At 50.5% G+C, this 24,670-nt stretch carries 18 protein-coding genes; 4 read left to right on the top strand and 14 right to left on the bottom strand.

Features of this window, described 5'->3' with window-relative positions:
• Positions 1-112 precede the first annotated feature (112 nt).
• Positions 113-1,909 (top strand): ABC transporter ATP-binding protein, encoded by a 1,797-nt coding sequence (locus ATORI0001_RS03625; RefSeq protein ID WP_003148876.1) that lies wholly within the window; start codon positions 113-115, stop codon positions 1,907-1,909.
• The gene (locus ATORI0001_RS03620; RefSeq protein ID WP_003149006.1) at positions 1,902-3,767 is read left to right on the top strand and encodes an ABC transporter ATP-binding protein; all 1,866 of its coding nucleotides are present in this window, start codon (positions 1,902-1,904) and stop codon (positions 3,765-3,767) included. The genes ATORI0001_RS03625 and ATORI0001_RS03620 overlap by 8 nt, the downstream gene beginning before the upstream one ends.
• Positions 3,768-3,787: 20 nt before the next feature.
• On the opposite strand, the gene ATORI0001_RS03615 is transcribed toward ATORI0001_RS03620, so the two are convergent.
• The 14 genes from ATORI0001_RS03615 to ATORI0001_RS03550 form a co-directional block, all read right to left on the bottom strand.
• Complete coding sequence (locus ATORI0001_RS03615; protein WP_003149365.1) at positions 3,788-4,033, bottom strand: ribbon-helix-helix domain-containing protein; 246 nt, start codon at positions 4,031-4,033, stop codon at positions 3,788-3,790.
• A 308-nt stretch (positions 4,034-4,341) separates the two neighbouring features.
• A complete protein-coding gene (locus ATORI0001_RS03610) occupies positions 4,342-5,046 on the bottom strand; it encodes a hypothetical protein (RefSeq protein ID WP_003149008.1) in 705 nt (234 codons plus the stop codon).
• Positions 5,047-5,315: 269 nt separating this feature from the next.
• Positions 5,316-7,085, bottom strand: coding sequence for a 1-deoxy-D-xylulose-5-phosphate synthase (locus tag ATORI0001_RS03605; protein ID WP_003149686.1), 1,770 nt, complete (start codon positions 7,083-7,085; stop codon positions 5,316-5,318).
• A gap of 81 nt (positions 7,086-7,166) precedes the next feature.
• Complete coding sequence (locus ATORI0001_RS03600; protein ID WP_003149105.1) at positions 7,167-7,565, bottom strand: acylphosphatase; 399 nt, start codon at positions 7,563-7,565, stop codon at positions 7,167-7,169.
• Between the two features lie 110 nt (positions 7,566-7,675).
• Positions 7,676-9,073 carry an FtsX-like permease family protein gene (locus ATORI0001_RS03595; protein ID WP_003149589.1) on the bottom strand — a complete coding sequence of 466 codons (1,398 nt, stop codon included), beginning with the start codon at positions 9,071-9,073 and terminating at the stop codon, positions 7,676-7,678.
• A gap of 273 nt (positions 9,074-9,346) precedes the next feature.
• Positions 9,347-11,422, bottom strand: coding sequence for an elongation factor G (locus ATORI0001_RS03590; RefSeq protein ID WP_003149600.1), 2,076 nt, complete (start codon positions 11,420-11,422; stop codon positions 9,347-9,349).
• Between the two features lie 340 nt (positions 11,423-11,762).
• Positions 11,763-12,482, bottom strand: coding sequence for a B3/B4 domain-containing protein (locus ATORI0001_RS03585; RefSeq protein ID WP_003149388.1), 720 nt, complete (start codon positions 12,480-12,482; stop codon positions 11,763-11,765).
• 170 nt (positions 12,483-12,652) lie between these two features.
• A complete protein-coding gene (locus tag ATORI0001_RS03580) occupies positions 12,653-14,104 on the bottom strand; it encodes a YfcC family protein (protein WP_040324543.1) in 1,452 nt (483 codons plus the stop codon).
• A gap of 83 nt (positions 14,105-14,187) precedes the next feature.
• Entirely contained in the window at positions 14,188-15,180 is a 993-nt protein-coding gene (gene argF, locus ATORI0001_RS03575; RefSeq protein WP_003149004.1) for an ornithine carbamoyltransferase, read from the bottom strand.
• Positions 15,181-15,213: 33 nt separating this feature from the next.
• The gene (locus ATORI0001_RS03570) at positions 15,214-16,440 is read right to left on the bottom strand and encodes an arginine deiminase (protein WP_003149575.1); all 1,227 of its coding nucleotides are present in this window, start codon (positions 16,438-16,440) and stop codon (positions 15,214-15,216) included.
• A 320-nt stretch (positions 16,441-16,760) separates the two neighbouring features.
• Positions 16,761-18,599 carry a hypothetical protein gene (locus ATORI0001_RS03565; protein WP_003149425.1) on the bottom strand — a complete coding sequence of 613 codons (1,839 nt, stop codon included), beginning with the start codon at positions 18,597-18,599 and terminating at the stop codon, positions 16,761-16,763.
• Positions 18,599-19,519 carry an ABC transporter ATP-binding protein gene (locus ATORI0001_RS03560; protein ID WP_244851836.1) on the bottom strand — a complete coding sequence of 307 codons (921 nt, stop codon included), beginning with the start codon at positions 19,517-19,519 and terminating at the stop codon, positions 18,599-18,601. Before ATORI0001_RS03560 ends, ATORI0001_RS03565 begins: the two co-directional genes overlap by 1 nt.
• Before the next feature lie 104 nt (positions 19,520-19,623).
• Positions 19,624-20,634 (bottom strand): SPFH domain-containing protein, encoded by a 1,011-nt coding sequence (locus ATORI0001_RS03555; RefSeq protein ID WP_003149595.1) that lies wholly within the window; start codon positions 20,632-20,634, stop codon positions 19,624-19,626.
• Positions 20,635-20,712: 78 nt separating this feature from the next.
• Entirely contained in the window at positions 20,713-21,681 is a 969-nt protein-coding gene (locus ATORI0001_RS03550; RefSeq protein ID WP_003149302.1) for a lactate/malate family dehydrogenase, read from the bottom strand.
• 216 nt (positions 21,682-21,897) lie between these two features.
• Between ATORI0001_RS03550 and ATORI0001_RS07640 the strand changes: the two genes are divergently transcribed.
• Together ATORI0001_RS07640 and ATORI0001_RS03540 are read left to right on the top strand one after the other, a co-directional pair.
• Positions 21,898-23,256, top strand: coding sequence for a class I SAM-dependent RNA methyltransferase (locus ATORI0001_RS07640; protein WP_003149240.1), 1,359 nt, complete (start codon positions 21,898-21,900; stop codon positions 23,254-23,256).
• A gap of 87 nt (positions 23,257-23,343) precedes the next feature.
• A complete protein-coding gene (locus tag ATORI0001_RS03540; protein ID WP_003148991.1) occupies positions 23,344-24,645 on the top strand; it encodes an ATP-binding protein in 1,302 nt (433 codons plus the stop codon).
• Positions 24,646-24,670: the final 25 nt, after the last annotated feature.

Raw genomic sequence — 24,670 nt, 5'->3', positions numbered from 1 at the left:
CGTATTTCTGTTATTTTGAGCATAGCATTTGAGAAGCGGCCATATGTTTTGACTTTTATACAAATTCAGTCTAACCTGTGCAAACCTGATAATTTTATAGGAGTTGCTTCTGATGCCTACCAAATCTACTCATTTCAACACTACCGCAAAGACGAGTGCTGTCACCGGAACATCTCCTTGGAAACTTCTTGGCACCCTGATTGCTCCATATAAGGGTTTGGCCGTCCTTACCCTGCTGACCCTTCTCTGCGATATCGTGGGAATGCTCTATATCCCTACTGAGTTGTCGGCACTTATAAACGCGGCGGTTACCAATCACGATATGGTGGCGCTTACCTCTCACGGTATCCGTATGTTTATGGCGGCGCTTTTGGGATCCGGCGGTTGTATCGTCTCTTACTGGCTTGCATCACGGCTTGCTGCGCGCATTGGCCGCGATCTGCGCATGGCCGTATACAAGCACTCTCTTGAATTTTCGGGTTCGGATTTCAACCGCTTTGGTACAGGTTCAATGATTACTCGGACCCTCTCCGATGCCAACGTGGTTCAGCAAACCTTTCTTATGTGTTTTACCATGATGTTCCCGGTACCGGTTACCTGCATCGTGTCTGTTGTTCTTGCCTTCTCAACCGATGCCGCGATGGGATGGATTCTTCTCGCTGTTATCGCGGTGTCCTTAATCGTGAGTGCCATTGCGGTAAAGATATCGGCACCCATCTTTGTTGTGATGCAGAACTTTATCGACGAGATAAACGCCCGTCTGAGAGAATCAATTACCGGCGTGCGCGTAATCCGCGCTTTTGGTAAGGAAGCATACGAGCGAGCCCGTATGACAAAAACGTTTGAGGACTACGCAAGCCGTGCCATTCGTGTCAATTTGATTTTTGCCGTAACGGATTGCACGACGTTCTTCTTGATGAACGCCGTTGAATCTCTTGTTATGTGGGCCGGTGCAAATCGAGTGGGTATTCATGCCATGCAGATTGGTTCTATCTCGGCCCTCATTGAATACGCCATGTTGATCATGTTCTTTATGATGATGGCTCAGTTTGCCATGCTCGAGATTCCGCGTGCTCTTGCCTGTCTTGAGCGCTCGGCCGCGGTCCTGGATCAGAAACCCACCATTACGGACGGGTTGTCTAAAACGGTATCTTTTGGCCAAACGGACGAGGTTGCTCGCTTTGATCACGCAAGCCTCCGCTTCAACGATGCCGACGAAGATACCCTGCAAGACCTGTGTTTTTCGCTGAGGCGTGGTCAAACCACCGCAATCATTGGCAACACCGGCTCCGGAAAATCCACCATCGCAAAGATGCTGCTTCGCTTTAGCGACGTAACAGGAGGACGCCTTACCTTTGGTGATGCCGACATACGTGATCTTCCGCAGGCGGAACTTCACTCTCACATTGCGTACGTACCGCAAAAAGCGTGGCTCTTCTCGGGAACCATTGCCGAAAACCTGCGCTTTGGTGATAAGCATGCAGACGATGCTCATCTGTGGCACGCCATTGACGTGGCTCAGGGAGCCTTTGTTCATGAACTTGAAGACGGCCTTGATACACCGGTTGCGCAAGGCGGCACAAACTTCTCCGGCGGTCAGCGCCAACGCTTGGCTATTGCCCGCGCTCTAACGCGCCATGCCGACCTTTATATATTTGACGATTCATTTTCCGCGCTGGACTATAAAACCGACGCCGCCCTGCGACACGCACTCAAAGACGAACTTGCTCATGCGGCAGTGCTTATCGTTGCGCAACGAGTGAGCACTATCCGCAATGCTGACCAAATCATCGTTCTTTCTGACGGTCGCATCGTCGGCTTGGGAACCCATGATGAGCTTATGCGGACGTGCCAAACCTACAAAGACATATCCGATTCTCAAACCAGAGGTGGTGAACAGAATGTCTGACGAGAAGCGCAATAAGACCGAAGCTGCCGATACAGCTGCCGATACGTTAGGTGTAGCCACCAGCGTGCCTGATGAAGAACTTGAAATCCCCGCCGACGCCGCCAAAACAGCTCGTCGCCTCTGGAAGGCTGCCGCCGGAAATCGCTGGCGTCTCATAACCGCTGCCTTCTCCGCATTGGCATACGTCTTCTTTACGTTGGCGGCCCCCGCTTACTCCGCAAAACTCGTGGATATCCTCTGGAAGAATATCCAGGCCGCATGGGATTTAGGCACAACATACCAGGTTACCTTTGAAACCGGTGGTCGAGAGATTCTCATATTCTTAAGCATCTGGACTTTTGCGTGGGCATTTTATACGGCACAGTCGCTTGTCATGGCAAGCTTTGCCGAGCGGCTCAATCTTGTGCTTCGCAAGCAAATTGCCGAGAAGATCGGGCGTTTGCCGCTCTCGTACTTTGATGCACACCGTCCCGGCGACACCATCTCGCGTGCCACAAACGATCTGGATAAAGTCTCCGAAGTGCTCCAACGCGGTCTTCTCCAGATTATTATTTCCACGACTACCCTCATCGGCGCAACCGTCATGCTCGCCCTCTACAGCCCCTTTGTGGCCGGTGTTTTCTGTATTTTTGCCGCAATGAGCTTTCTTCTCACCAAGATTGTCAGCAACCGGACGCTTCATGCAGCCGCCAAGCGGCAAGCGGCCACCGGCGAGCTTACCGGTCGTGTTGAGGAGGCCTATTCGGGACGATTTGTTATCAAAGCGTTTGGACATGAAAGGTCAAGTTTTGAAGACATCGCCTCGGCCGCAGAAGCGCTTGCTCGCGCCAGCGAACGTGCAGACTTCATTACTAACGCAATTAGTCCGGCCATTCGCTTCCTGACCCGCCTTGCGCAGGTTGTCATCGGACTCTTTGCCGGCGGTATGCTCATCTCAGGCCAGCTAAGCGTAGGCGTATTCCAAGCTATCTTCCAATACCTCACCCAAGCAACCGAGCCTCTTACACAGCTTTCTTTCACGGTCAATATGCTGCAGGGAGCTCTTGCCGCGGCCGAACGTGTCTTCAACCTTCTTGATACTTCCGAAATTGTGGCTGATCCACCGACTCCCGCCGCCTTACCCAATCCCATACGCGGACGCATTACCTTTGAGCACGTCCGTTTTGGATACGACAATAACAACCCCCTGATGCACGATGTTAACCTCGTAGCTCATCCGGGACAGAAGATAGCCATCGTTGGTGCAACGGGTGCCGGCAAGACCACCCTCATAAACTTGCTGATGCGCTTCTACGAGATAAACGGTGGGCGCATCACGCTTGACGGGATAGACACGCGCAATCTGGCTCGCGCCGATCTTCGACGCCAGTTTGGCATGGTCTTGCAAGATACGTGGCTCTTTGACGGCACCATTGCCGAGAATATCGCGTACGGGAAACCCGATGCCACTCGAGAAGAAATAGAAGCAGCCGCCCGTGCCGCCCACGTAGACTTCTTTGTACGCACGCTTCCCCATGGCTACGACACGCAGCTCTCCAATGATGCGGAGGCCATAAGCCAAGGCCAAAGACAGCTTCTTACCATTGCACGCGCCATGCTTACCGATCCGGCAATCCTCATTCTTGATGAGGCAACTTCATCAGTCGATACCCGCACCGAACAGGCGATTGTTCGAGCGATGGAGGCCATCATGGAGAACCGAACAAGCTTTGTTATTGCTCATCGTCTCTCCACGATTGTAGATGCCGACCTCATCCTTGTAATGGATCACGGAGATATTATCGAGCAGGGCACGCACAGCGAGCTTCTTGGTGCCGACGGTACATACGCTGAGCTTTATCGCAGCCAGTTTGCTTGAGTTGGCATCGATGCACTCGCTTATAGCGCAGCTGCAATAGCGCGACGGATAAAATCTGAGCGATTAACTCCTTTTGCCGCAATCGCCTGAAGCATCGCCACAGGGAGTTTAACCGTCACCGGCTTCAATTCTTGATTTGGATGAGGAGGACGGCCGGGAACGATAAAATCAAGCTCTCCGTCCCAAAGATCATTTTCATATTCATCAGCAATCTTTTCGATTTCATCATCGGACAAATACTTTCCGTTAGCTAATTTGTATCCCATTAGATCTCCTTTCTTGGAGCACGCTTAATGGCTGAAAGAAATTTCTTTGTTGGTGGTGTCATAGCATGATATATAACCCAAGCATCTTCTTGAGCCGCTACGAACATCTCAATTGGGCGCGAATTACTGTCAAATCCCAATACAAGCATCTCACCGGTAAATATACTACTAATATTGTATTACATTTAGAGGTAGTCGGCTCTATGTAGATTTGTGCATAGCTCCCTCACTGCACTATCTAAAAAAGAAGTGATGGGTACTAAGGTACTCATCACTTCTTAGGATACTAATAGATCCGTTGACCTTTTTTACTTCACTTCTATTCCAGAATCCAGTGAGTCTAGCTTGAAAGAATAATTTGAACTTGTCCCTTTAGGAATACGGGTGAACATTCCGCCACTCTCTGAGTCCATTTCGACCTTAAAATCTTCATGATCGACCTCACGCGGTCCTTTTTGTGACCAGTAGACATATTTTTCAGTAAAACCAACGAAATCGAAATCATATATCGTACCAAACTTCTTAGTTTCAGAAGTTATACCCAACATGTTCCCGCTGCTCTTTTCTGATCCATTTTCAAAGTAGTAGTCCATGAAGCCTAGTGTTTCTGCTTCTACGTCATTACCAGTTTTATCTTGAAGCAATGTAAGCTTGTAATAACCGGATTCTGGTGATTGCGAAAAATCTTCAGTGGCCTTTTTAACGAGTTCCTCATCGCTCATACGTGTAACGTCTCCCATAGTTAGGGTCTTATTAAGGTCATAGTATGCTGCAGTATTCTGACCCAAAACAAAAAACCCATATACCTCTTTCTTTACACTAACATCTTCTTCAAAGCCACTAAACCATACCGTCTTTTGATCGCTTTCAATTACGGATTTTGGAGTAATGACTTTTGGGAATCTCTTTCCGTTTTGCTGAGAACAGCCTACGAGACTAGACCCCAAGATTGATAGGCCTGCTCCGCCAAGTACCTTGACTGCAGAACGGCGGGTAAGAAAATTACTACCCATTTCAAATCCCCTTTCCTGTCAGATTTCATTGAAGATACCCCCCCCCCCCCCGCATAATTTTGTCAAGTAGCAGGAAAGACGCTTCCGCGAACGGTATGACTTTGACTCTGTACACTAAAGTTTTGATTGTGGATAAGTTTGAAATGGATGTCCCTCATAAAACTAAATACGCCTAAGCAGTTAGAAAAAACGCCTGACTACACACATGCAGCCAGGCGCTATATAAAGCAAAGTATTAAGCGCGCTCGGAAAGCGACACCAGCGACGCGCTAGTTGCCGCAGCGCCGGAGTGCCGCTCGGATATCAGCCACAATAAGTCCCGGCTCAAAGCGATTTTCATGCAGAAGCTTATCTGCCTCAAAGCGATCATAGAAGTCCTTCTTGATACCGTAATTGAGCACGTGTTTGTCCGAATTGCCAAAGTAGGAGGCAAGGGTCTGGCCCCAGCCACCTTCCAGCTGTCCGTCTTCAAGCGTCACAAAGATGTCATGGTTCACCGCCAGATTATCAAGCAGCCCGCTGTCGAGGCCGGAGGCAAAAAGCGGATTCACCAGGGTTACCTCAAAGCCAAGGGATTCACGAAGGATATCAGCGGTCTTCTCGCCCATGTCAAAGAAGCTACCCAAACCAAAAATTGCTATCTTAGAGCCACGACGCACTACCTCAGAGCGCAGATCATCATAGGACTTGCGCACGGGGCCTTTGGCGTGGCGGACAGGGCCGCCGGGAACCTGAATAAAGACCGGGTGCTTCTCTTGGTCAAGACCCCAACGAAGCATCGCAAGATACTCTTCGGCATTCGTTGGCGCAAGGTAGGTGATGTTGGGAATGTTGGCAATCATCGGAATCGTCCAGAACGACGCATGCGTCACGTCACTCATGCCCCACACCGAACCGGAATTACCCACGATTACCGCAGGATTGCTGTTAAGCGCAAGATCTTGGCTCAGTTGATCGTATACGCGCTGTTGAAAGGTGGTTGAGGAACCCCATACCACGTGCGCGCCCGCATGGGCCGCGCCAGAAGCAATCGCTACGGCTGTCTCTTCCGCAATGCCCACATCAAGATAATGCTTGCCCATGCGTTTCCTACGCTCAGGCGACATGCCCAACGCAAACGGAACGGCAGATGCAACAACCAGGAGATTCTCGTCCGTCTCAGCACGTTTGAGCAGATACTCCCCGGCAAGATTGGTGTATGACTCAGGGGCGGGGCCGTCGCTTAGACTCTGACCGGTAGCAATGTCAAAGGGACCGTGCCAATGCCACGCCTCCTCGTCTTTAAGGGCGGGCTCGTATCCCTTGCCTTTGAGCGTGTTGATGTGCACCACCACAGGATGATCAATGTCTTTTACCTGTTTAAATGCGGCGATAAGAGTCTCGGTGTCGTTTCCGTCGTTGACATAAACATAATCGAGACCCATAGCTTTGAAAAGGTTATTAGGAGCAGTGCCATTGGACTCACGAAGCTCTCTAAACCGGTCATACATACCGCCGTGGTTCTCGGCAATAGAGCGCTGGTTATCGTTGAAGACAACGATAAAATTTGAATCAAGCTCGCCGGCCACATTCAAGCCTTCAAGCGCTTCTCCACCAGACATTGAGCCGTCGCCAATTACGGCAATGATATTCTCGTGCCCGCCGCGCAAATCACGGGCTTTTGCAAGTCCAAGCGCAAGGCTGACGGAAGTAGACGTGTGCCCTATCTTAAAGAGATCGTGCGGAGTCTCATCAGGGTCCGTATAAGGCGAGACATCGTCGTAGTGCTCGGGATCCGTAAACGCTTCTTTGCGACCGGTCAGCATCTTATGCGGATACGTTTGGTGAGATACATCGTAGACGATGTGGTCATGCGGGGAATCAAATACCGTGTGTAGTGCAACGGTAGCCTCTACCATGCCAAAATTAGGACCAAAGTGACCACCATGTTTGGACGCACGGCTCAAAAGTGCTGCGCGGATTTCATCAACAAGGCCTTGGCGGCCTGTCGCATCAAGTTTTTTAACATCTTCAGGATCATTAATCTTCTCGAGATACATGCGAGACCTTTCTGTATGCTGGGATGCTAAAGGTTAGTACCCCACATACGGCTACGTTATACGAAAGGCCCTGAAGCACAATCAAAATCGAACTTCAAAACGGTGCTCATCAGCTATGGGAGTAAGCTCGCGTTTCTCGTCAATATGATACCTAAGCGGTCGATGCGCATAGGACTTTGCAAACCCTTTGAACCAGAGTCCTATTTGTTTGTCCGTTCCTTGCAGCTCCATGGAAACACTGCCGTCAAACTCGTTTTTTACCCAACCGGTACAACCCACGCGGTCTGCCACTATCTGCGATGTCCAACGAAAACCGACACCCTGAACCTCTCCGCAAAAGCGTAGAGCCAACCTGCGTGTTTCCGGTACGAGCTTCTGACCGTCAGGCTTCCTGTCCTTGCTGCTCCGAGAGCTCATATCCCCGTCTTTGTTTTTCTCGTTTTTGCTTTGACCAAAGTTGAATATACCCGGCATACGCATGTCCGTTCTCCGCGGTTTGTTTGGTTTCATTACCTCATACGCATACCATATCACCGATTTCGTACGTACGCTCTTGCGCCAAACCACCGTCTTGCATTTTATACGCGTCTTTATGCCAGTGCGTTTCTTTTGGCTCCTGCGTATGTGATAAGGAAATAAACAACAAAACCCGCAAGCGTGAGTGCTGCAACAGGCCAGATGGCAGGCTCAATATCAGCTTGAAACATCTCCTGTCCCATAAAGCGGATAACGTTCAGTCCAAAGATGGCGTGAATGACCGTAAAAATTCCCGGCAAGATAAAGTTAAACAGCACACCCATAAGCAGGCTCTTTGAAAGCATTTGCGGTGAGGCGCCCAACTCAACAAGCTTGCGGTACCTCTCGCGGTTATCGGCAGCCAACGACAGCTGTTGTATTGCCAAAATGACCGAAGCAAAGACCAAAAGTACGACCGCATAAAACGCGCACGTGAAGATAAGCGCACCAAAAATACCTGGAATATCATCCGTTTGCACGCCGCCTTCAAATGCCATAACTCCAATCTGATCGTGCAGGACCACTGCAAACACAAACATGCACATACCAACTGAAGAAAGAGCTGCCGAACAGGTCATCGCCTTTGAGGCATTACGTGCCACACCTTCGGTCTGCCGCACCGTAAACGCCGTCAGGCCTCGATACCACACGGCGGGAATATGCTTAATAAGACGCGGCAGTAGTACCAGTGTTGCTCGAAATATAAAAAACGACCCAAAAATGGCGCACGCACCCAGCGGGATCATGAGTCCCAAAAAGGCCACGGGAACGTTTGCACAGACCACATACACAACGCTTACCAGAGCCACGCCAAAAATCAGATCCACAATCGCCCGACCAACCGAAATGGGTTTGGAGGAATCGCTCTCCTTTTTTGCGCTCATCATTCGGAGGAGCGTTGACTTACGTAGTACGCGTCGACTTCCCCGGGACAACACCAGAATCGTCAATACAAATACAATGATAGTCACCGCCATGCCAAGCGGCGAGAAGACCATAACAAAACGCACCGGCAACCGATATGCCCATGCAACAATCATCTCAACGAACGGTGAAATGAGAACGCCCAATATAAGTCCGGCCGCAAGTGCGCTGCCCGCAACGATGGCGGTCTCAAGCCGCAGCACGCTTGTAACGTTGCGCTTCTCAAGACCGGCCAGCTCATAAAGGGCAAACTCCGGCAGCCGACGACGAATGAGGAACTTATTGGCATACGAAGCGACATTCAAAAACACCAAAAGCGGCAATATGCCAAAGGCCAAACTGTAATTCGCTTCTGCCACGAAGAGTCCCCGAACCGACTCATCCGTAACCAGTTTGAAGAGGTAGTCTCCGGATGCGGCATAGGAATACATAAGGCAAGCACCCGCTGCAAGAGCGGCAAAATACACGCCAAAGTCGTTTAGATTACGTCTCACGTTACCGATTGCAATTTTTGAAAGCAGACTCATGCCATCACGCTCTTTTCTCATTCTTTCACTTCTCGCCATCTGAGAGTATTAAGCGTTTCCATCATGTACCACGATTGTCGTACGTTCCATCGAACTAACTTACAAAAAGGTGACGTTTTCATAAGAATGGAGCACCCGTTTGTCGGATGCTCCATCGAGTCGTTCATGTATTGATACAGGCTCAGTGCAGATACCAGCTGTTTTACTTCGCTGCGGGCTTAGCGTAGGCGCTGGACGCCAGTGCGAGTGTTGGGCGCTGGCCCAAGCGATTGGCTCTTAGCCCGTGACCTGCTCTTATCGCTCTCCCGCCGCACGGCGCTCTGCATACTCAGCGGCCAACTTGGCTTGGATGTCATGAGGAACCTGCTCATACCCTGAGAGTTCCACCTCGTACTCACCGGTACCACGCGAAAGAGAGCGCAGGCGCGTGGCGTAATCGGTTACCTCGGCATACGGGACGGTTGCCTCAATGGTGGTCTGCCCAAGCGCCGTGCCCGTACCGGCATTCATGCCCTCTACGCGACCGCGCGATGCAGAAACGTCGCCCATCACGGATCCGGCATAGCTGTCGGGAACGGTGATCTTAAGATGAGCCATCGGCTCGAGAAGTACGGGTTCTGCCTGGTCAATAGCCTTTTGGAAACCAATGCGGGCGGCCGTCTTAAATGCCATCTCGTTGGAGTCCACGGGGTGATAGCTGCCTTCGTATACCGCAACTTTGATGTCGATCATGGGATATCCCGCCAGCACGCCCTCACGCATGGTTTCTTGCACGCCCTTGTCGATGGCAGGAATGAAACCGCGTGGAATGTGGCCTCCCACCACTTCATCCACAAACTCATACCCTGCATCGGGATTGGGCTCAACGCGAAGCCAGCAGTCACCATACTGTCCGGCACCACCGGTCTGCTTCTTATGACGACCTTGCGCGCTTGCCACGCGGCGGATGGTCTCACGGTATGGGATGCGGAGTGCCACTTTATGGGCGCCCACACCGGCACGAGATTCCAGACGATCAAGCAATACGGCTACCTGTGCTTCGCCAATGGCGGAGACGACCGTCTGACCGGTATCCTCATCGCGCTCAATGCGAAGCGTAGGATCTGCGGCAGCGGCCTTCTCCAAAAACGCAAAGAGTTTGCCCTCCGCACCGCGCTCGTCGGGCTCAATGGCAATGCGATAGAGCGAGTTGGGGAAGCGGAACGCCGCGGCTTCAACCTTACCCGTCGCAGAAAGCGTATCTCCCGTCAGCACCTCAAGCTTGGGAACTACCACGATGTCTCCCGCAGCGGCGCGGGTAACGTCGGTGGTCTCACGGCCGCACATGCGATACAGATGCGAAAGACGCTCGGCCTTACGTGTGCGTGCATTGGTGAGCTCAACACCCGGCTGGAGCGTTCCCGCCAATACTTTCAGGAATGTCAGACGACCGTTCTGAGGATCCTGCAGCGATTTGAAGGCAAACGCAACGGGACGCTCGTCATCCGGAGAAATATCGAGTTGCTCGCCATTCACCAACGGAATGCGACCAAAATCAGCCATCTGCGGGAACCAGCCCTCAACGGCGTCCATAAAGGCGATAACGCCTTCCTCACGCACACACGATCCGGCAAATACCGGTACAAACACGCGGTCAACCAGCGCTTTATTGAGCAAACCCTCAAGCTCTTCCTGAGTGATCTCACCACCGTCAAGATAGCGCATCATGAGCTCATCGTCGGCTTCAACCACCAGCTCGGTCAGAGCGGCGCGCGCATCGGCTGCGGCGGCAGCGTATTCCTCGGGTATATCTTCTACTACCGGTTTCCCGTCTACCAGGTGGCGAGCCTTCTGGTGCACAACGTCAATCACGCCACTAAACGCCTCGCCGGAGCCCATGGGGATTGTTACGGAACCCAGCTTGTTGCCAAAGCGCTCACGCAAGAGTTCCATGGCCGTATTGTGATCCGCATCCGGGCGATCAAGACGGTTGATAAAGATAGCGCGCGCAAGGGAAAGATTCTCGGCGGCATACCAGAGCCGCGTAGTAATGGTACCGGGGCCACTTGCCGCGTCAACGACAAAGACGGCGGTCTCGCCGGCACTCATCGCAGCATATGCGTCACCGACAAAATCCGGATAGCACGGTGCGTCCAATACGTTGATACGCGTATTTTTCCAAGCTACGGGCGCAATTGTGGTGGAAATAGAAAATCCTCGTTCGGATTCCTCGGTATCGTAATCAAGCGTGGGCTTGGTGCCTGCATGACCACCCAAACGGGTCGTAGCACCCGTCAGGTGCAACATTGCCTCCGCAAGCATGGTCTTGCCCACGCCGCCTTGGCCCACCAAAACCACATTCTTAACGCGCTCAACACCTTTTTCGGCCATGATGCCTCCTCTAACTGCGGTAGCAGCCGAGAAGGGCGCGTACCATATCAACGCGCAAACCTGCCGGCACACCACCGAACAAGAAAACCTCTAGCTTTTCTACCGTAAAGCATTGCTGCGCCGGAAGCACCCACATATCGACGAGTGACAATCACCGCATCAAAAAGTTTTGCCGAAACTTATTCTTCTCGCTATGTCTTAGCTGGTAGAAGATAGTATTTGAAAGAGCGAAAAGAACCCCTCGCTGCAGGCCTCCGCACAACTCCTCGGCGAACGGTATGTACGATAAAAAATACGGCGCGGGGTACGCGCCGTATTAAGAACGCTTTATCGCGGATTCTTACCTCAAAACAACCTCGGGATTGTCTTTGGTAACGATTGCGGAGGCTACAATTTCCGCATGTAAATATGTTGTCAGAAGTTCTGCAAGATCGTCCAGAGCCTTCTGAAGATCTTCTCTGCGTCCCTGCTCTACGCATTCCATGGCGATAAATGCATTTGGCGTGTTGTCCTGCATCTGCGTTCGCTGACCATCGCGCCAGTTCCAACACCTGCACACAACGCCTTCGCCGTCATAATATGCAAGCTCTCCCGGAAGCGGAGGCTCGTCACAATCAGATCCGATGGGTCGGAAAGGTTCATCGCCCTTCATAATACCCACGTGCAGATCTCCCACGAATGCGTCGATATTCTCGACACCTATGGGAAACGCATACCTAAGCGATATTGCATTTGTAATGTCTACCGACGGAACGATAGACCTCACCGGCGTATCATGCAACACACGCTTTAACAGCGCCTCTATGGCGCAGCGAGCACCTTTTTTGGTAGGAAACTTTTGATATGCCTGACGCCACACTTTTACTACGTCATTTGCGGAGATAGGCTCATTGGGAACATACTTTGTAGCCTGCTTATTTGCCTCGGCAAGTATGTCTTTAATTTCGTTTTTCTGAGTCTCTGTCAGATTGTCCTCTTTGAGACCACGCACGGACAAAACGCCAATCGCCGCCTCCGGAAACAGATCCCAAAAATCTTTGTCCGTTACAAACTTCTGCATCTTGTTCCCTTTACTCGTATGCTGCAGGTTTGCTCATTGTATCACCGGCATGCCACCTCGGTAGAACTTCTCGTCCCAAACAGAGCACACGTACACCGAGCATGCAAATACGGCCGGCCGAGAAACCCGACCGACCGTATGAACGGTGTTTTATATAAAGGCAGCTTTTATTAGCTCAATACCAGCATGAAGACCGTCAGTACGACAGCGACAAAGACTCCAATGATAACCAGAAGTTTTGCTGCCCACTTGAGCCATGTCTCGTATGGAATGCGAGCAAGTGCAAGACCACCCATAATGAAGCCGCAGGTTGGTGTAAACAGGTTTACAAGACCATTGGCTGCAACGTTGCACATAATGGAAGTCTCCACCGACCAGTTGAGGCCGGAAACGATTGGTGAAACAATCGGTGCGGAGAGCGCGGCCAGGCCGGAAGAAGACGGCACCAGGAAGCTGAGACCAATATGAAGGATGTAGTCCAAGAACCCAAAGAGTGCCGCAGGCATACCGGATTGTGTCAGGGCAGTAACCGAAGCCTGAACCATCCAGCTGCCGAGTCCTGTCTGTGACATCAGTACCGCTGTTGCGCGGGCAAGTGCGATAACAACGTTAACGGAGACCATGTCGCCAATGCCGGAGATGATGGTTGTTGCCATCTTTGAGCGATCGGTCATACCGACTATGCCAATGATGATACCCATGAGCATGAACCATGTTGCCGCATCATCAAACCACCAAGAACCAAGCGCCTTGCCGGTAAGGATAGACGTCCACGCAAGTCCGTCTGCGATGGACTCGTTGAGATCGCCCCAAGGAATAAAGCCGAGGATCATGACGACAAAGGTAAGCGCAAAAATAATCATGCAGACTTTCTGCCTGCCGGTGAGCTTCTCCTCATCGCTAATTTCCATATTGCCGTACGCTTTTTCACACTCGGAAAGCTGATCGGCCGTCAGGATTGAACCCTTTGTTTCAATGACATGCCTTGCGTATTTTGTAACTCCAACTACGGAAATCAGATAGGTGCCAAGCCACAGAATAACGCCCTCAAGATAGAGGATACCCATGTTAACCTCAACGCCCGCTGAACGCGCTGCGTCAACGGCAGCACCCGTAGCAAAGGGGTTGATGGTCGAGCCGAGAACGCCTGAGCCGGCGCCCAGCAATACGGTGGCTGCACCAACCACGGGGTCCATTCCGGCAGCCGTCATTGTAGCCGCAAGCAAAATGTAGAAACCAACGGTTTCCTCACCCATGCCGTAGGTTGTTCCGCCTATCGAGAACAAGAACATCAAAACCCACACAAGGATGAGTTCCTTGCCCTTAAGCTTCTTAACAAGAACATGAATTCCTGTTTCCAAAGCACCGGTTGCATTAACCAGGGCCAAGAAGGCACCCAAGCAGAATACGAAGCCAATGACTTCACTTGCATCATGGAAGCCGGCAATCGGAGCCATAAGGATTTGCTGGAAAGTGGCTCCCATAACTGCAGCCTGCTCGCCCTCATCCGTTATATACGGCTGACCGTTGGTAAGCCATGTGCAGATTGCAACAAAGAGCAGTACAAGAAGAAGTATGCCGTATGTGCCAAGGCGCTTCCTCGTTTTTTGTTGTACAGACATATGAATCACATATCTCCCTCGAGTCGTTGCTTGGGAGACTTACGGAAGCAATTCTCCCAAGCACGACCACAGTAGTTCTGTTGTTACTTCAAGGTTGCGTACATCACAGCCTTGATGGTGTGCATACGATTTTCAGCCTCTTCAAACTCACGAGCCTGGTGACCCAAGAACACGTCGTCAGTAACTTCCATAGCCTCAAGACCATACTTCTGATAGATGTTCTCGCCAATGGTTGTGTGACGATCGTGGAAGCTTGGCAGGCAGTGGAGGAAGATGGCCGTTGGCTTAGCAGCTGCCATAACCTCCTTGTTGACCTGATACGGACGAAGCAGCTCAATGCGCTGGGCCCAAAGCTCTTCAGGCTCACCCATGGACAGCCAGATGTCGGTGTACAAAACATCCGCATCCTTGGCGCCAACCTTAACGTCATCGGTAAACTCAAGGACGGCATGCGTCTCTTTGGCGATTGCCTCGCACTTGTCGATAAGCTCCTGCTTAGGCATAAGCTCTTTTGGACCACAAGCGCAGAAATGCATACCCAGCTTGGCGCAGACAACCATCAGCGAGTTAGCTACGTTATTGCGAGCGTCACCGAAGAACGTCAGTTTACGTCCGCGAACATCGCCGAACTCTTCCTGAACCGTCATGATATCTGCAAGCATCTGTGTGGGATGGAAATCGTCGGTGAGGCCATTCCAGACGGGAACGCCGGAATACTTTGCCAGATCCTTAACAACTTCCTGGTCAAAACCACGATACTCAATGCCGTCAAACATGCGGCCCAATACCTTTGCAGTATCTTCCAAAGACTCCTTCTTGCCCATCTGAGAAGAGCCGGAGTCAAGGAAGGTGACTCCCATGCCCAAATCCCTTGCACCCACTTCAAAAGCGCAGCGAGTACGAGTTGAAGTCTTTTCGAACAGAAGGACAACCTGGCGACCCTTGAGCCAGCTGTGGTCTACGCCGTTGCGCTTCATGTTCTTAAACTCAACCGATAAGTCCAAGAGATAACGAATCTCGTCGGGTGTATAGTCAAGTAGTGTCAGAAAGCTCCTGCCACGAACATTAACTCCCATAATATTCTCCCTTTTAATAAATATACGTGCAGTTTACTCGGCGCGAACCAGTGGCATTGACATGCAGCGGGGGCCACCACGACCACGGGAAAGCTCGGCGCTTGGAATGCTCAGAACATGAACGTCATGCTCCTGGAGGATGCGGTTCGTCACATCGTTGCGCTCGTATACGACTACCGTACCAGGCGCAATAGCCAAAGTGTTGGAGCCGTCGTTCCACTGCTCACGCTGGGCTGCGATCATATCGTCGCCACCACAGGTGATAAGATCCACGTCGTCCACCTCAGTGTATTTGCAGAGAACATCATGCAGCGTAGCGTCGACCTCACGAACGTTCAGACGGTGACCATTGGTGCCCGGAGTAATCTCGAAGACCTGGAGCGGTCCCACGATCTCTGGGTGAACGGTGTACTTGTTGTAGTCAATTGCCGTGAAGACGGTATCCAAGTGCATGAATGCCCTGGAAGAAGGAATAGCAAATGCAAGAACTGTGCGAATCGTACAATCCGGATCCGCAAAAAGATTAATCGAAAGAGCTTCAAGAGCCTCGGGGCTTGTGCGCTGTGAAACGCCAACGGCCAAGACCTTGTCATTGAGGTTAAGGATATCGCCACCCTCAATGTTAAAGAACGCAGTACGCTTTGTGTAAAGCGGAGTGCCTGTGTAATCAGGGTGATACTTGAAGATGTAATCCGCATAAATCGTCTCGCGGTTACGGGTTGGGAAGCGCATCTTGTTCAGAGAGATGCCCGATCCAATGGAACCAAATGGATCGCGAGTAAAGTACAGGTTGGGCATCGGATCGACAATCAGCTTCTGCTCAAAGGAAGCCATGTCAACCAGTGAGTGGTTGCGCTCAACGTCGTAGCACTCCTTAAGATTGATTCCTTCCATCGTCTTAAGGATGAGTTCTTTGCCTTCAAAATTCTCAGTCAAATACGAGAGTAGCTTCTGCTGCCACTTTTCCGTGTGAATGCCGCCCTCTTCGAGCCACTGCATCAGGAACTGCTCTTTAAGCTCAGGATGAAGCCTGAGGACATCCGTCATGAGGTCTTCAAGGTACACAACTTCGACACCATTGTCGCGAAGAAGCTGAGCAAACGCGTCATGCTCTTCCTGTGCAACTTTTAGGAATGGAATATCATCAAAGAGCAACCTTTCCATTGACGCCGGGGTGAGATTAAGAAGTTCCCTACCAGGGCGGTGAAGCAACACCTTTTTAAGCGGTGCGACTTCACTCCGCACACTAATTCCTTTCATGGTTTTCCTCCATTTATTGCAGGTTTATACGTAACTCTACGTGCATGGTGCGCATAACATCCGCGCGTATTATCACCCTTACTCCATAGACCTCCTCTTCTCATGGCAGACTGAAAGGTGCCTCTACAAACGTGCACCCGGCTGCCGGGCTAAAACCTCTCGCACCCCCACCCTAATGCATTGCCATAAAAGAAACACCTGCGTATCGCCGAACGCGATGTGCAGGTGTTCTTATAATTTTGGACCAGGGGTTCTTCTCGCTATATAATTGCTGGTAGAAAGCTCGTCCTAAAAAATCAAGAGGGTTTTGGAATAAAAAGTTAAATTACGACTCCTCGGCGAACGGTATCTGAAAAGAGGATGGCACCTATGCCAGCAAAGATAAGCGACGTGCATATCATGCCCACATTAAGAGGTGTTTCACTCATCAAAGGACCTCCGTTCATCATGCTGACAAACGACGGAAGCGCAAAGAGCACAAAATTTACTCCCAAAACGATCATAGAGCCGAAGACACTCACAAGCGAAGACACCATGACCGACATACCACGCTTTGTTACCTCGGTGACACTCGCCCAGTCAAAATTGGGACGGCGCACATCAATGGCCATGCCCAGATTTGCCGAGAAGAAGCAGAAGCAGAGCGGCACAATAAAATTCCTCACCGCCGTACCAAAAGCAATATTGCCAGAAATGAGCAAAATGCCATTTGAAAGCAGGAGTCCTACCACAATATAGAGCATATTGGCCGCAATTTTTGAGCCAAAGACCTGTCGTGCCGTTACCGGCATGGTTGCCATAAGCCAGTTGGAATGACCTTCCATGGAGTAGGATACTGCCGCTGCCGTAGAGCTTGCCGCCGTGAACAAGCATATAAAATACGTAGACATAAATCCAAAGATTGTGCGCACAATCGGTGCAACCAGCCGGGCAACATCCACATCATCTTCAACGATTGATGCAACAAATCCGTTGACCCCAAAAAATGCCACCACAAGAGCAAGAATCACACAGATAACCATGCCAAAGCTCGTATTGAAAAAGTATGCGGGGTATCCAAAAAGCGTGCGAAACTCTTTGATTACCATCGCTCGGAACGCTCCGCTTTCTTTTGTTGAAATCTGAGTGGAGGTAAACCTCTTGTTGGCAGCCTGAGTTACCACCAACGCGTTGACGCGGTCGTTGAATTTGGCGAGAAGTGCGATAACAAGTGCCGGGGAGCCCACCGAAAACACGATAAAGATAAGCAGACTCAACACGTTTCCAGTAGCGAAGACATTGGATACCAGAAGCGAAGGTACATAAATGGCACCAACGGTATTTGCTGCATTAAATATAACTTCTCTATAGTTGATAATGGCGTATGAAACGCCGCCGTCTCGACCCATCATGCCGGAAAACGATGCCACTCCCACGATATAGAGAACGGCAATCGCCATGCCAAAAATACCACCGATGATGGTATTGAAGTTTTTAAGGTGCAACTTTGCACCGAGAGCCGTCAGAGCCCATGAGAGCAAAATGGCCACGGACGTTGCCAGGTTGGGAGCAAGCAAAACGGACAAAAGTGCCGCCAATACACGCAACGGTGTTATGGCCATCACCGAGAAGTAGCCCACATACAAAGGTACCATGGTGATAAGCGCCCAAAACATCTCCACCGAATACATGGCGCCGACGCGCGAGGCAATGATAACCGTTTTCTTAACCGGCAACGACATAATGAAGTCGTAATCTTTGTAACCAAACAACACGCCGTTTGCCTTTGCAAACGTAAACGCAACACCTGCAAGCGAGGCGATAAGCACCGCAACAAGCGGCACAAGTTTGGCAAAGCCGAGCGTGGCAAGCCCGAAGCCAAAGACATACAAATAACCCGCCATCACAAGAACACCGATGATGGCAAAAACAAGAACGGCTATCGTCAGTCCGTTGGCACCATGCTTACCGTTGCGACGACGACCTAATCTCTGACTAGTCCATACTGAAAGAACTTGCACCTTCAACAGGAGCCATAACGCTTTGAGATTGGAAGGAAGCTTGAAACTCTCCCGATTTGCCGGAGCTACATCTGCCGTCGTTACTTCTGCAGGAGTAAAGTCATCTTTCGAAAGCTCATCAAATTCCTCGCCCGGTACGGGAGGTCTTGAGTCGGCCATTACCGATCACCTTCTTGATTGACGGGAGCTTTGGGAGAAGGAGCCTGCGGCGCGGATGGGTTCATCGGTGCGGTAGGCGTTTCCGACGCAGCGGTCTTCTCGGCAGCTGCCATATCAGCAGCCAACTCATCGGTCACGCCAGGTGCACCGACTTCCATGCCCAAGAAGACTTCCTCAAGCGAAGAATTGCCGCGAATCTCCTCGGTTTCGCCGGCGGCCAAAAGCTTGCCCTCACGAATAATGGCAATCTTGTTGCAGAGCTTCTCGACAACTTCTAGCACGTGACTGGAGAAAAACACTGCAGATCCACGAGAAGCCAGCTCGTGCAACATCTTTTTCAGCTCAAAGCTGGCGGCGGGATCAAGCCCCACAAACGGCTCGTCCAAAACAAGAAGCTTGGGCTCATGGAGCAGCGCACTCACAAGCACAAGTTTTTGCTTCATACCATGTGAGAAGCTGGAGATTGGATTAGCCAAAGAATCGGTAATTCCCAAGCGATTTGCCAGCACCGTAATGCGCTCCACGCGGTCCTGCGCGGGAACACCAAAGATATCTGCAACATAGTTAAGATATTTGATGCCGGACATAAACTCATAGATATCCGGGTTATCGGGCACGTAGGCAATAAGCTGCTTGGTTGCGATTGGATCGTTCACGACGTTTTTGCCGTCAACGTAAATCTCTCCACCCTCAAATGGCTGTGCGCCGACGATACATTTGATGAGCGTTGTTTTTCCTGCGCCGTTATGGCCAATAAAGCCATAGATATCACCAGGCAACACATTAAGCGTCAAATCATTGACTGCCACTTTGCTTCCGTATTTCTTAGTAAAGTGCTGAACATTTAAGACAGGAGCCGCAGATTCTGCTGATCCGGAAATAACATCGGTCATAATTAACCTCTCAATAGGCAACATCATATCTGTCGTACAAAACAGTACTGTTTTGTACGCCGACTGTCAAAAAAGACTTTTTTAAATACTGCTCAGTTTTACTGGCTTTTTATCGAGTATTACTGCTGAAATTACTGCTGAAGAGAGCCGGTATTAAGCACCGGTTGTGCCTCCGACTCACCACACAAAACGACCATCAGATTTGACGCCATAACCGCTTTACGATCATCGTCAAAATCAACGACACCGTTTTCCGAAAGCTGTTTAAGAGCCATCTCAACCATTGAAACGGCACCTTCGACAATCTTTTTACGCGCAGCGATAATGGCTTCCGCTTGCTGGCGGCGCAGCATTGCCTGAGCAATCTCCGGTGAATAGGACAGGTGCGTCAGACGTGCATCATCCACGGAAATCCCCGCTACCGAAAGGTTTCGAGAAAGCTCAGCCTTCAGTGCCTCGGAGATTTCTTCGATGTTGGATCTCAGCGTAATGGCACTGCTCGACTCAGATTCGTCTTCCATGTGGTCGTAGTTGTAGATACTTGCCACATGGCGAAGGGCCGTCTCGGCAGTCATATTTACATAGCTTTCGTAATCATCAACATCAAAAACGGCCTTGGCGGTATCATCCACGCGCCACACAACAACCTCGGCAATTTCAATGGGGTTGCCCATGCGATCATTGACCTTAAGGACTTCTCCGTTCAGCGTACGCGCACGCGTCGAGATTACCGAAGTACGGTTTCGAGCGGAAGCAATAAAGCTTCCGGCAAGATCCCCTGCGCCGCTGGAATTGCCAAGCGACTTTGCATAAAACGGATTGGCCCACCGAAGACCCTCGTCACGAATGGTTCCTACGTATTTACCAAAAAGCACGCACACGCGAGCTTGACCGGGCTGAAGCGAGAAGAGCCCGCTCATGCAGAAAATCCCCACCACAAAGCAAGCGGCAAGCACAACGGGCAGCACGCTTAAGCGAATGGAAACGATTCCCAACAGGTACACCGTTGCTCTTGAAGAATGACTGCCTCCCAATGTTGTCATAAGAGTAACAAAAAGGTATGCCGCAAGAGCGAACAATACTATGCAAATACCGCACATAAGCCAGCCACTCTTGGAATGAATGATTTTCTCGGTGCTCACGCTGTCTCCTAAAAACGAATGTCTGCCAAGAAGAAACAGTTTACAACAAGGTTTTAAGATGTGGTGGCAAGATGGCCACTACTCCACGCGAGCATCCACCTTAAGCCAATCAAGCTGGTCGATATTGCCCTTGACGTGCTCGCATGACTTCTTCCAAGCCGCAATCTCGTTATCGGAAAGCTCGGGCACAAGGACCTTCTCGACACCGTCTTTACCAATGACAGCCGGAAGTGAGGAGTAGAACCCGGATGCTCCATACACGTTGTCAAGCAGCGTGGATACCGGAGTTACGAGCTTCGTATCGTTGACGATGGCTCCGATAACCTCAACGGCACCGTTTGCAATGGAGTACTCGGTGCAGTGCTTGCCCTTGTAGGTAACATAGCCGCCCATGCGCGCGTCCTGCTCAAGCTGGGCGCGGTCAAACTTCAGACCGGTTTGAGCTTCAACCTCTTTATCCGTGAGGCAGCCAAACGTTACATGCGACCACAGGGCAAACTGACCGTTGCCATGCTCGCCAAGCATCCACGCATTAATGCAGCTTGCAGGATAGCCCGTTGCTACGGAAAGCGCATGACGGAAGCGCGCGGAGTCAAGCGTAGTGCCGGAGCCGATGACTCGTGTGGGATCGCAGCCGGTGAGGTACTGAATCTCGGTAGAAACAACGTCACACGGATTTGCAATGTTCACCCATATACCCTTGAAGCCGGCGTCGGAAATGCGCTTTGCGAATGTGCGCGCCTCGTCGGTAGTGACAAAAAGCTCGCCGTCGCGACTTGCTGCCGCAGCTTCAATATGCCCCGCCGCATTCACAATGATGTCGCAGTCGGCGAGTTCTTCGTAGCGGGTGTCAACCTCAAATACACGAGCAGGATGCGGATAAAAGGGCATAGCATCAAGCAAATCATTTACCTGGGCCTTACAAAGAACCTCGTCCAGATCGCTCAGATAAAGCTCTGTTGCAAGCCCCTTAAACAGCAGCGCATTTGCAACATGTGCTCCCACGTGACCTGTTCCGATGATGCCAATTTTGCTTACCAGTGCCATAGCCTTCCCATCCCCTCGTATCAACGGCGCCAATGTGCCGAGAGTTTCGCGCGTTGCAACGCATCGTTGGACGTTGCACGTCGCCGAGCGGTGGTGCTCGACGCCGGACGTTGCAGCGCGTTGTTGCGTAATAGCCTACAATGTTCTGCAGAAAAATTTGCAAGATTTGAAATGTTGCAATCAACTGGATACATTTGGGGAGATTGAGGGGATTTTATGGGATATCGCACACCCACATGCCCTATTGCCCGCTCCTGCGGAGGCTGCGAGTGGTTATCGGTCCCCTATCCCATTCAACTCAAGCGCAAACAGCAGCAGGTAGTTGAGCTATTAGGACCTCTTGGCGAGAAGTTCGGCGTTTCTGTAGAGGACATCCGCGGCATGAGGGAGCCACGTGCCTTCAGACATAAGGCCGCCACTCCCTTTGCACCGGGAGCACGTGGTCGCGTGCGGTCAGGCTTTTATGCCGCAGGAACTCATCGTATTGTGACGTGTGAGGCGTGTCTTGTAGAAGATCCGCGTGCACGCGATATCTTAAACGACGTGGCGCGACTTGCTTCTCGCTTTAACGTACGTGCCTACGACGAGGACCGCGGCCGAGGAATACTTCGCCACGCCGTTATCCGTACGGGATACGCCACAGACGAGATGCTTTTGACTCTTGTTGCCAACGGCCAGCGTCTTCCGCATGAACGGGAATTCATATCCACACTTCAGAGACTACATCCCGAAATTACCGGCATTGTTCTCAATGTCAATCAGAGACGCACGAACGCCATTTTGGGGCGAGAAACCCGCGTACTCGCAGGGGCAGCGACCATGCATGATAAGCTTTTGAACTGCACGTTTGAGATTGGGCCCACAAGCTTCTACCAAACCAACCCTGAGCAGACCGAGGTCTTGTATCGGCTGGCGCTTGAAGGTGTTTTCGGCGTATGCGAGAAAAGCAACGACGAGCGTCTTAGCAGCGGGAATTCCAACTGCCATACAAGCCGTGACGATGCAGATTTCCCTAGCAGCGGGAGTTCCAACTGCCATACAAGCCGTGACCGCGCAGATTCCCTTAGCGGCTGCCCTCTCAGGATTCTTGATGCGTATTGCGGCACCGGAACCATCGGCATCTGTGCGGCCAAGGAAGCCGGCTCTCGCGGAATTCCCGTTGAGCTTATCGGCGTGGACCAGGTTGAAAACAACATCGCCATGGCCAAGAGAAACGCCCGCGCCAATGCAGTCTCCGCACGGTTTGTCTGCGACGATGCCACACGTTTTATTGCACAAGAGGCCAAGCGCGGAGCTCCCTATGACGTTGTCGTTCTTGATCCACCGCGCGCAGGTTCTACACCAACCTTCCTCAAGGCGGTTGAGCAGCTGGCACCGAAACGGGTGGTGTACGTATCGTGCAATGTCGTAACGCAGGCTCGCGACCTGGAAGTTCTTCTCGCCAGCGGCTATAAGCCAGAGCGCATTGTGCCGGTGGATATGTTTCCGCATACGAAGCATGTGGAGACGGTGGTTCTGTTGTCACACGGAAACTCAAGTAAAAAATGCGGAATCCGCAAAATTTACTTGAATTAAATTAAAAAACCTCTTATAGTTTGTTACAACATACTCAAGTAAAAAATGCGGAATCCGCAAAATTTACTTCTAGAGAATGGCAATCAGATGGAATTTGCGAGAAAACAATACATGCAGAAGCTCGTTGCCAAAATGAACAACGGGAGAGTAAAAATCATCACGGGAATTCGAAGGTGCGGGAAGTCGTATCTGCTATTCGAATTATTCACCAGATATCTCCACAAAAATGGAATTGATAATAATCAAATCATAACGCTTGCTCTTGATGAGCTCACGAATGCAAAATACAGAAATCCGATTGAACTTGACAACTATATTCGACAAAAAATGACCGATAGCTTAAAACGATACTATATATTGCTTGATGAGATACAGTTTGTGGCGGAGATTCAGAATCCTTATGTACCCGATAAAACCGCAAAGCTGACTTTTGTTGATGTAATTCTTGGATTAATGAAGATTAAAAATGCAGACATTTACATAACAGGAAGTAATTCAAAGATGCTCTCTACGGATATACTGACACAGTTTCGTGATCGGGGAGATGAAATTCGCATCTATCCGCTTTCGTTTGCCGAGTTCAGCGAGGCATATAAGGATGAGAGGGAAAATGCATGGTCCGATTATTATACGTATGGAGGAATGCCTGTTGTTTTAACACTGCCCACACATGAAGAAAAAAGCAGATATCTTCGCGAACTATTTCAGCATACTTACCTGAAAGATGTCATCGAACGTCATACCATACAAAATGATACCGATGTCTTAGATGATCTTTTGAATATTGTCGCTTCAGGAGTAGGATCTCTAACAAATCCCACAAAGCTTTCACACACATTTTTAAGCGAAAAGAAAATTACCATCAATCCTACAACAGTCAATCTTTATCTTGATTATTTTGTTGAAGCGTTTTTGATAAACAAAGCTAATCGGTATGATCTGAAAGGTAAAAAATATATACAAACCCCACTAAAGTATTATTACACTGACGTAGGATTAAGAAACGCAAAGCTCAACTTCCGACAGCAGGAAGAAACACACATCATGGAAAATGTGCTCTACTGCGATTTAATCCGACGGGGTTGCGATGTAGATGTAGGTATTATTGAGCAGAACATCAAAACGCCAGAAGGCAAGAAGATTCGAAAACAACTGGAGGTAGACTTTATCGTAAACAAAGGCGATAAGCGTCTTTATATCCAGTCGGCATTGTCTATAACAGAACCAGAAAAGAGAATGCAGGAAATTGCATCTCTTGTCCGTATTCCAGATTCTTTCGGAAAGATCGTTGTAACCCGTGACCACATACGACCCTGGCAAGACGAAAACGGTATTTTATATGTTGGAGTCGAGCAGTTTTTACTGGATGACACCATACTTCAAATATAATGTTGTATAAGACGCTATTCTCTTG

Source organism: Lancefieldella rimae ATCC 49626, assembly GCF_000174015.1.
Classification (GTDB): domain Bacteria; phylum Actinomycetota; class Coriobacteriia; order Coriobacteriales; family Atopobiaceae; genus Lancefieldella; species Lancefieldella rimae.
The sequence above is the reverse complement of the archived record's forward strand: the minus strand, read 5'-3'. Positions and strand labels throughout refer to the sequence as shown.

Coding starts and splice junctions, on each gene's coding strand:
- ATORI0001_RS03605 (WP_003149686.1), bottom strand. CDS start 7,085: ATGTATCTCGAGAAGATTAATGATCCTGAAGATGTTAAAAAACTTGAT.
- ATORI0001_RS03620 (WP_003149006.1), top strand. CDS start 1,902: ATGTCTGACGAGAAGCGCAATAAGACCGAAGCTGCCGATACAGCTGCC.
- ATORI0001_RS03570 (WP_003149575.1), bottom strand. CDS start 16,440: ATGAAAGGAATTAGTGTGCGGAGTGAAGTCGCACCGCTTAAAAAGGTG.
- ATORI0001_RS03550 (WP_003149302.1), bottom strand. CDS start 21,681: ATGGCACTGGTAAGCAAAATTGGCATCATCGGAACAGGTCACGTGGGA.
- ATORI0001_RS03625 (WP_003148876.1), top strand. CDS start 113: ATGCCTACCAAATCTACTCATTTCAACACTACCGCAAAGACGAGTGCT.
- ATORI0001_RS03580 (WP_040324543.1), bottom strand. CDS start 14,104: ATGTCTGTACAACAAAAAACGAGGAAGCGCCTTGGCACATACGGCATA.
- ATORI0001_RS03610 (WP_003149008.1), bottom strand. CDS start 5,046: ATGGGTAGTAATTTTCTTACCCGCCGTTCTGCAGTCAAGGTACTTGGC.
- argF (WP_003149004.1), bottom strand. CDS start 15,180: ATGGGAGTTAATGTTCGTGGCAGGAGCTTTCTGACACTACTTGACTAT.
- ATORI0001_RS03585 (WP_003149388.1), bottom strand. CDS start 12,482: ATGCAGAAGTTTGTAACGGACAAAGATTTTTGGGATCTGTTTCCGGAG.
- ATORI0001_RS03560 (WP_244851836.1), bottom strand. CDS start 19,519: ATGATGTTGCCTATTGAGAGGTTAATTATGACCGATGTTATTTCCGGA.
- ATORI0001_RS03540 (WP_003148991.1), top strand. CDS start 23,344: ATGGAATTTGCGAGAAAACAATACATGCAGAAGCTCGTTGCCAAAATG.
- ATORI0001_RS03600 (WP_003149105.1), bottom strand. CDS start 7,565: ATGCGTATGCCGGGTATATTCAACTTTGGTCAAAGCAAAAACGAGAAA.
- ATORI0001_RS03590 (WP_003149600.1), bottom strand. CDS start 11,422: ATGGCCGAAAAAGGTGTTGAGCGCGTTAAGAATGTGGTTTTGGTGGGC.
- ATORI0001_RS03615 (WP_003149365.1), bottom strand. CDS start 4,033: ATGGGATACAAATTAGCTAACGGAAAGTATTTGTCCGATGATGAAATC.
- ATORI0001_RS07640 (WP_003149240.1), top strand. CDS start 21,898: ATGGGATATCGCACACCCACATGCCCTATTGCCCGCTCCTGCGGAGGC.
- ATORI0001_RS03595 (WP_003149589.1), bottom strand. CDS start 9,073: ATGAGAAAAGAGCGTGATGGCATGAGTCTGCTTTCAAAAATTGCAATC.
- ATORI0001_RS03565 (WP_003149425.1), bottom strand. CDS start 18,599: ATGGCCGACTCAAGACCTCCCGTACCGGGCGAGGAATTTGATGAGCTT.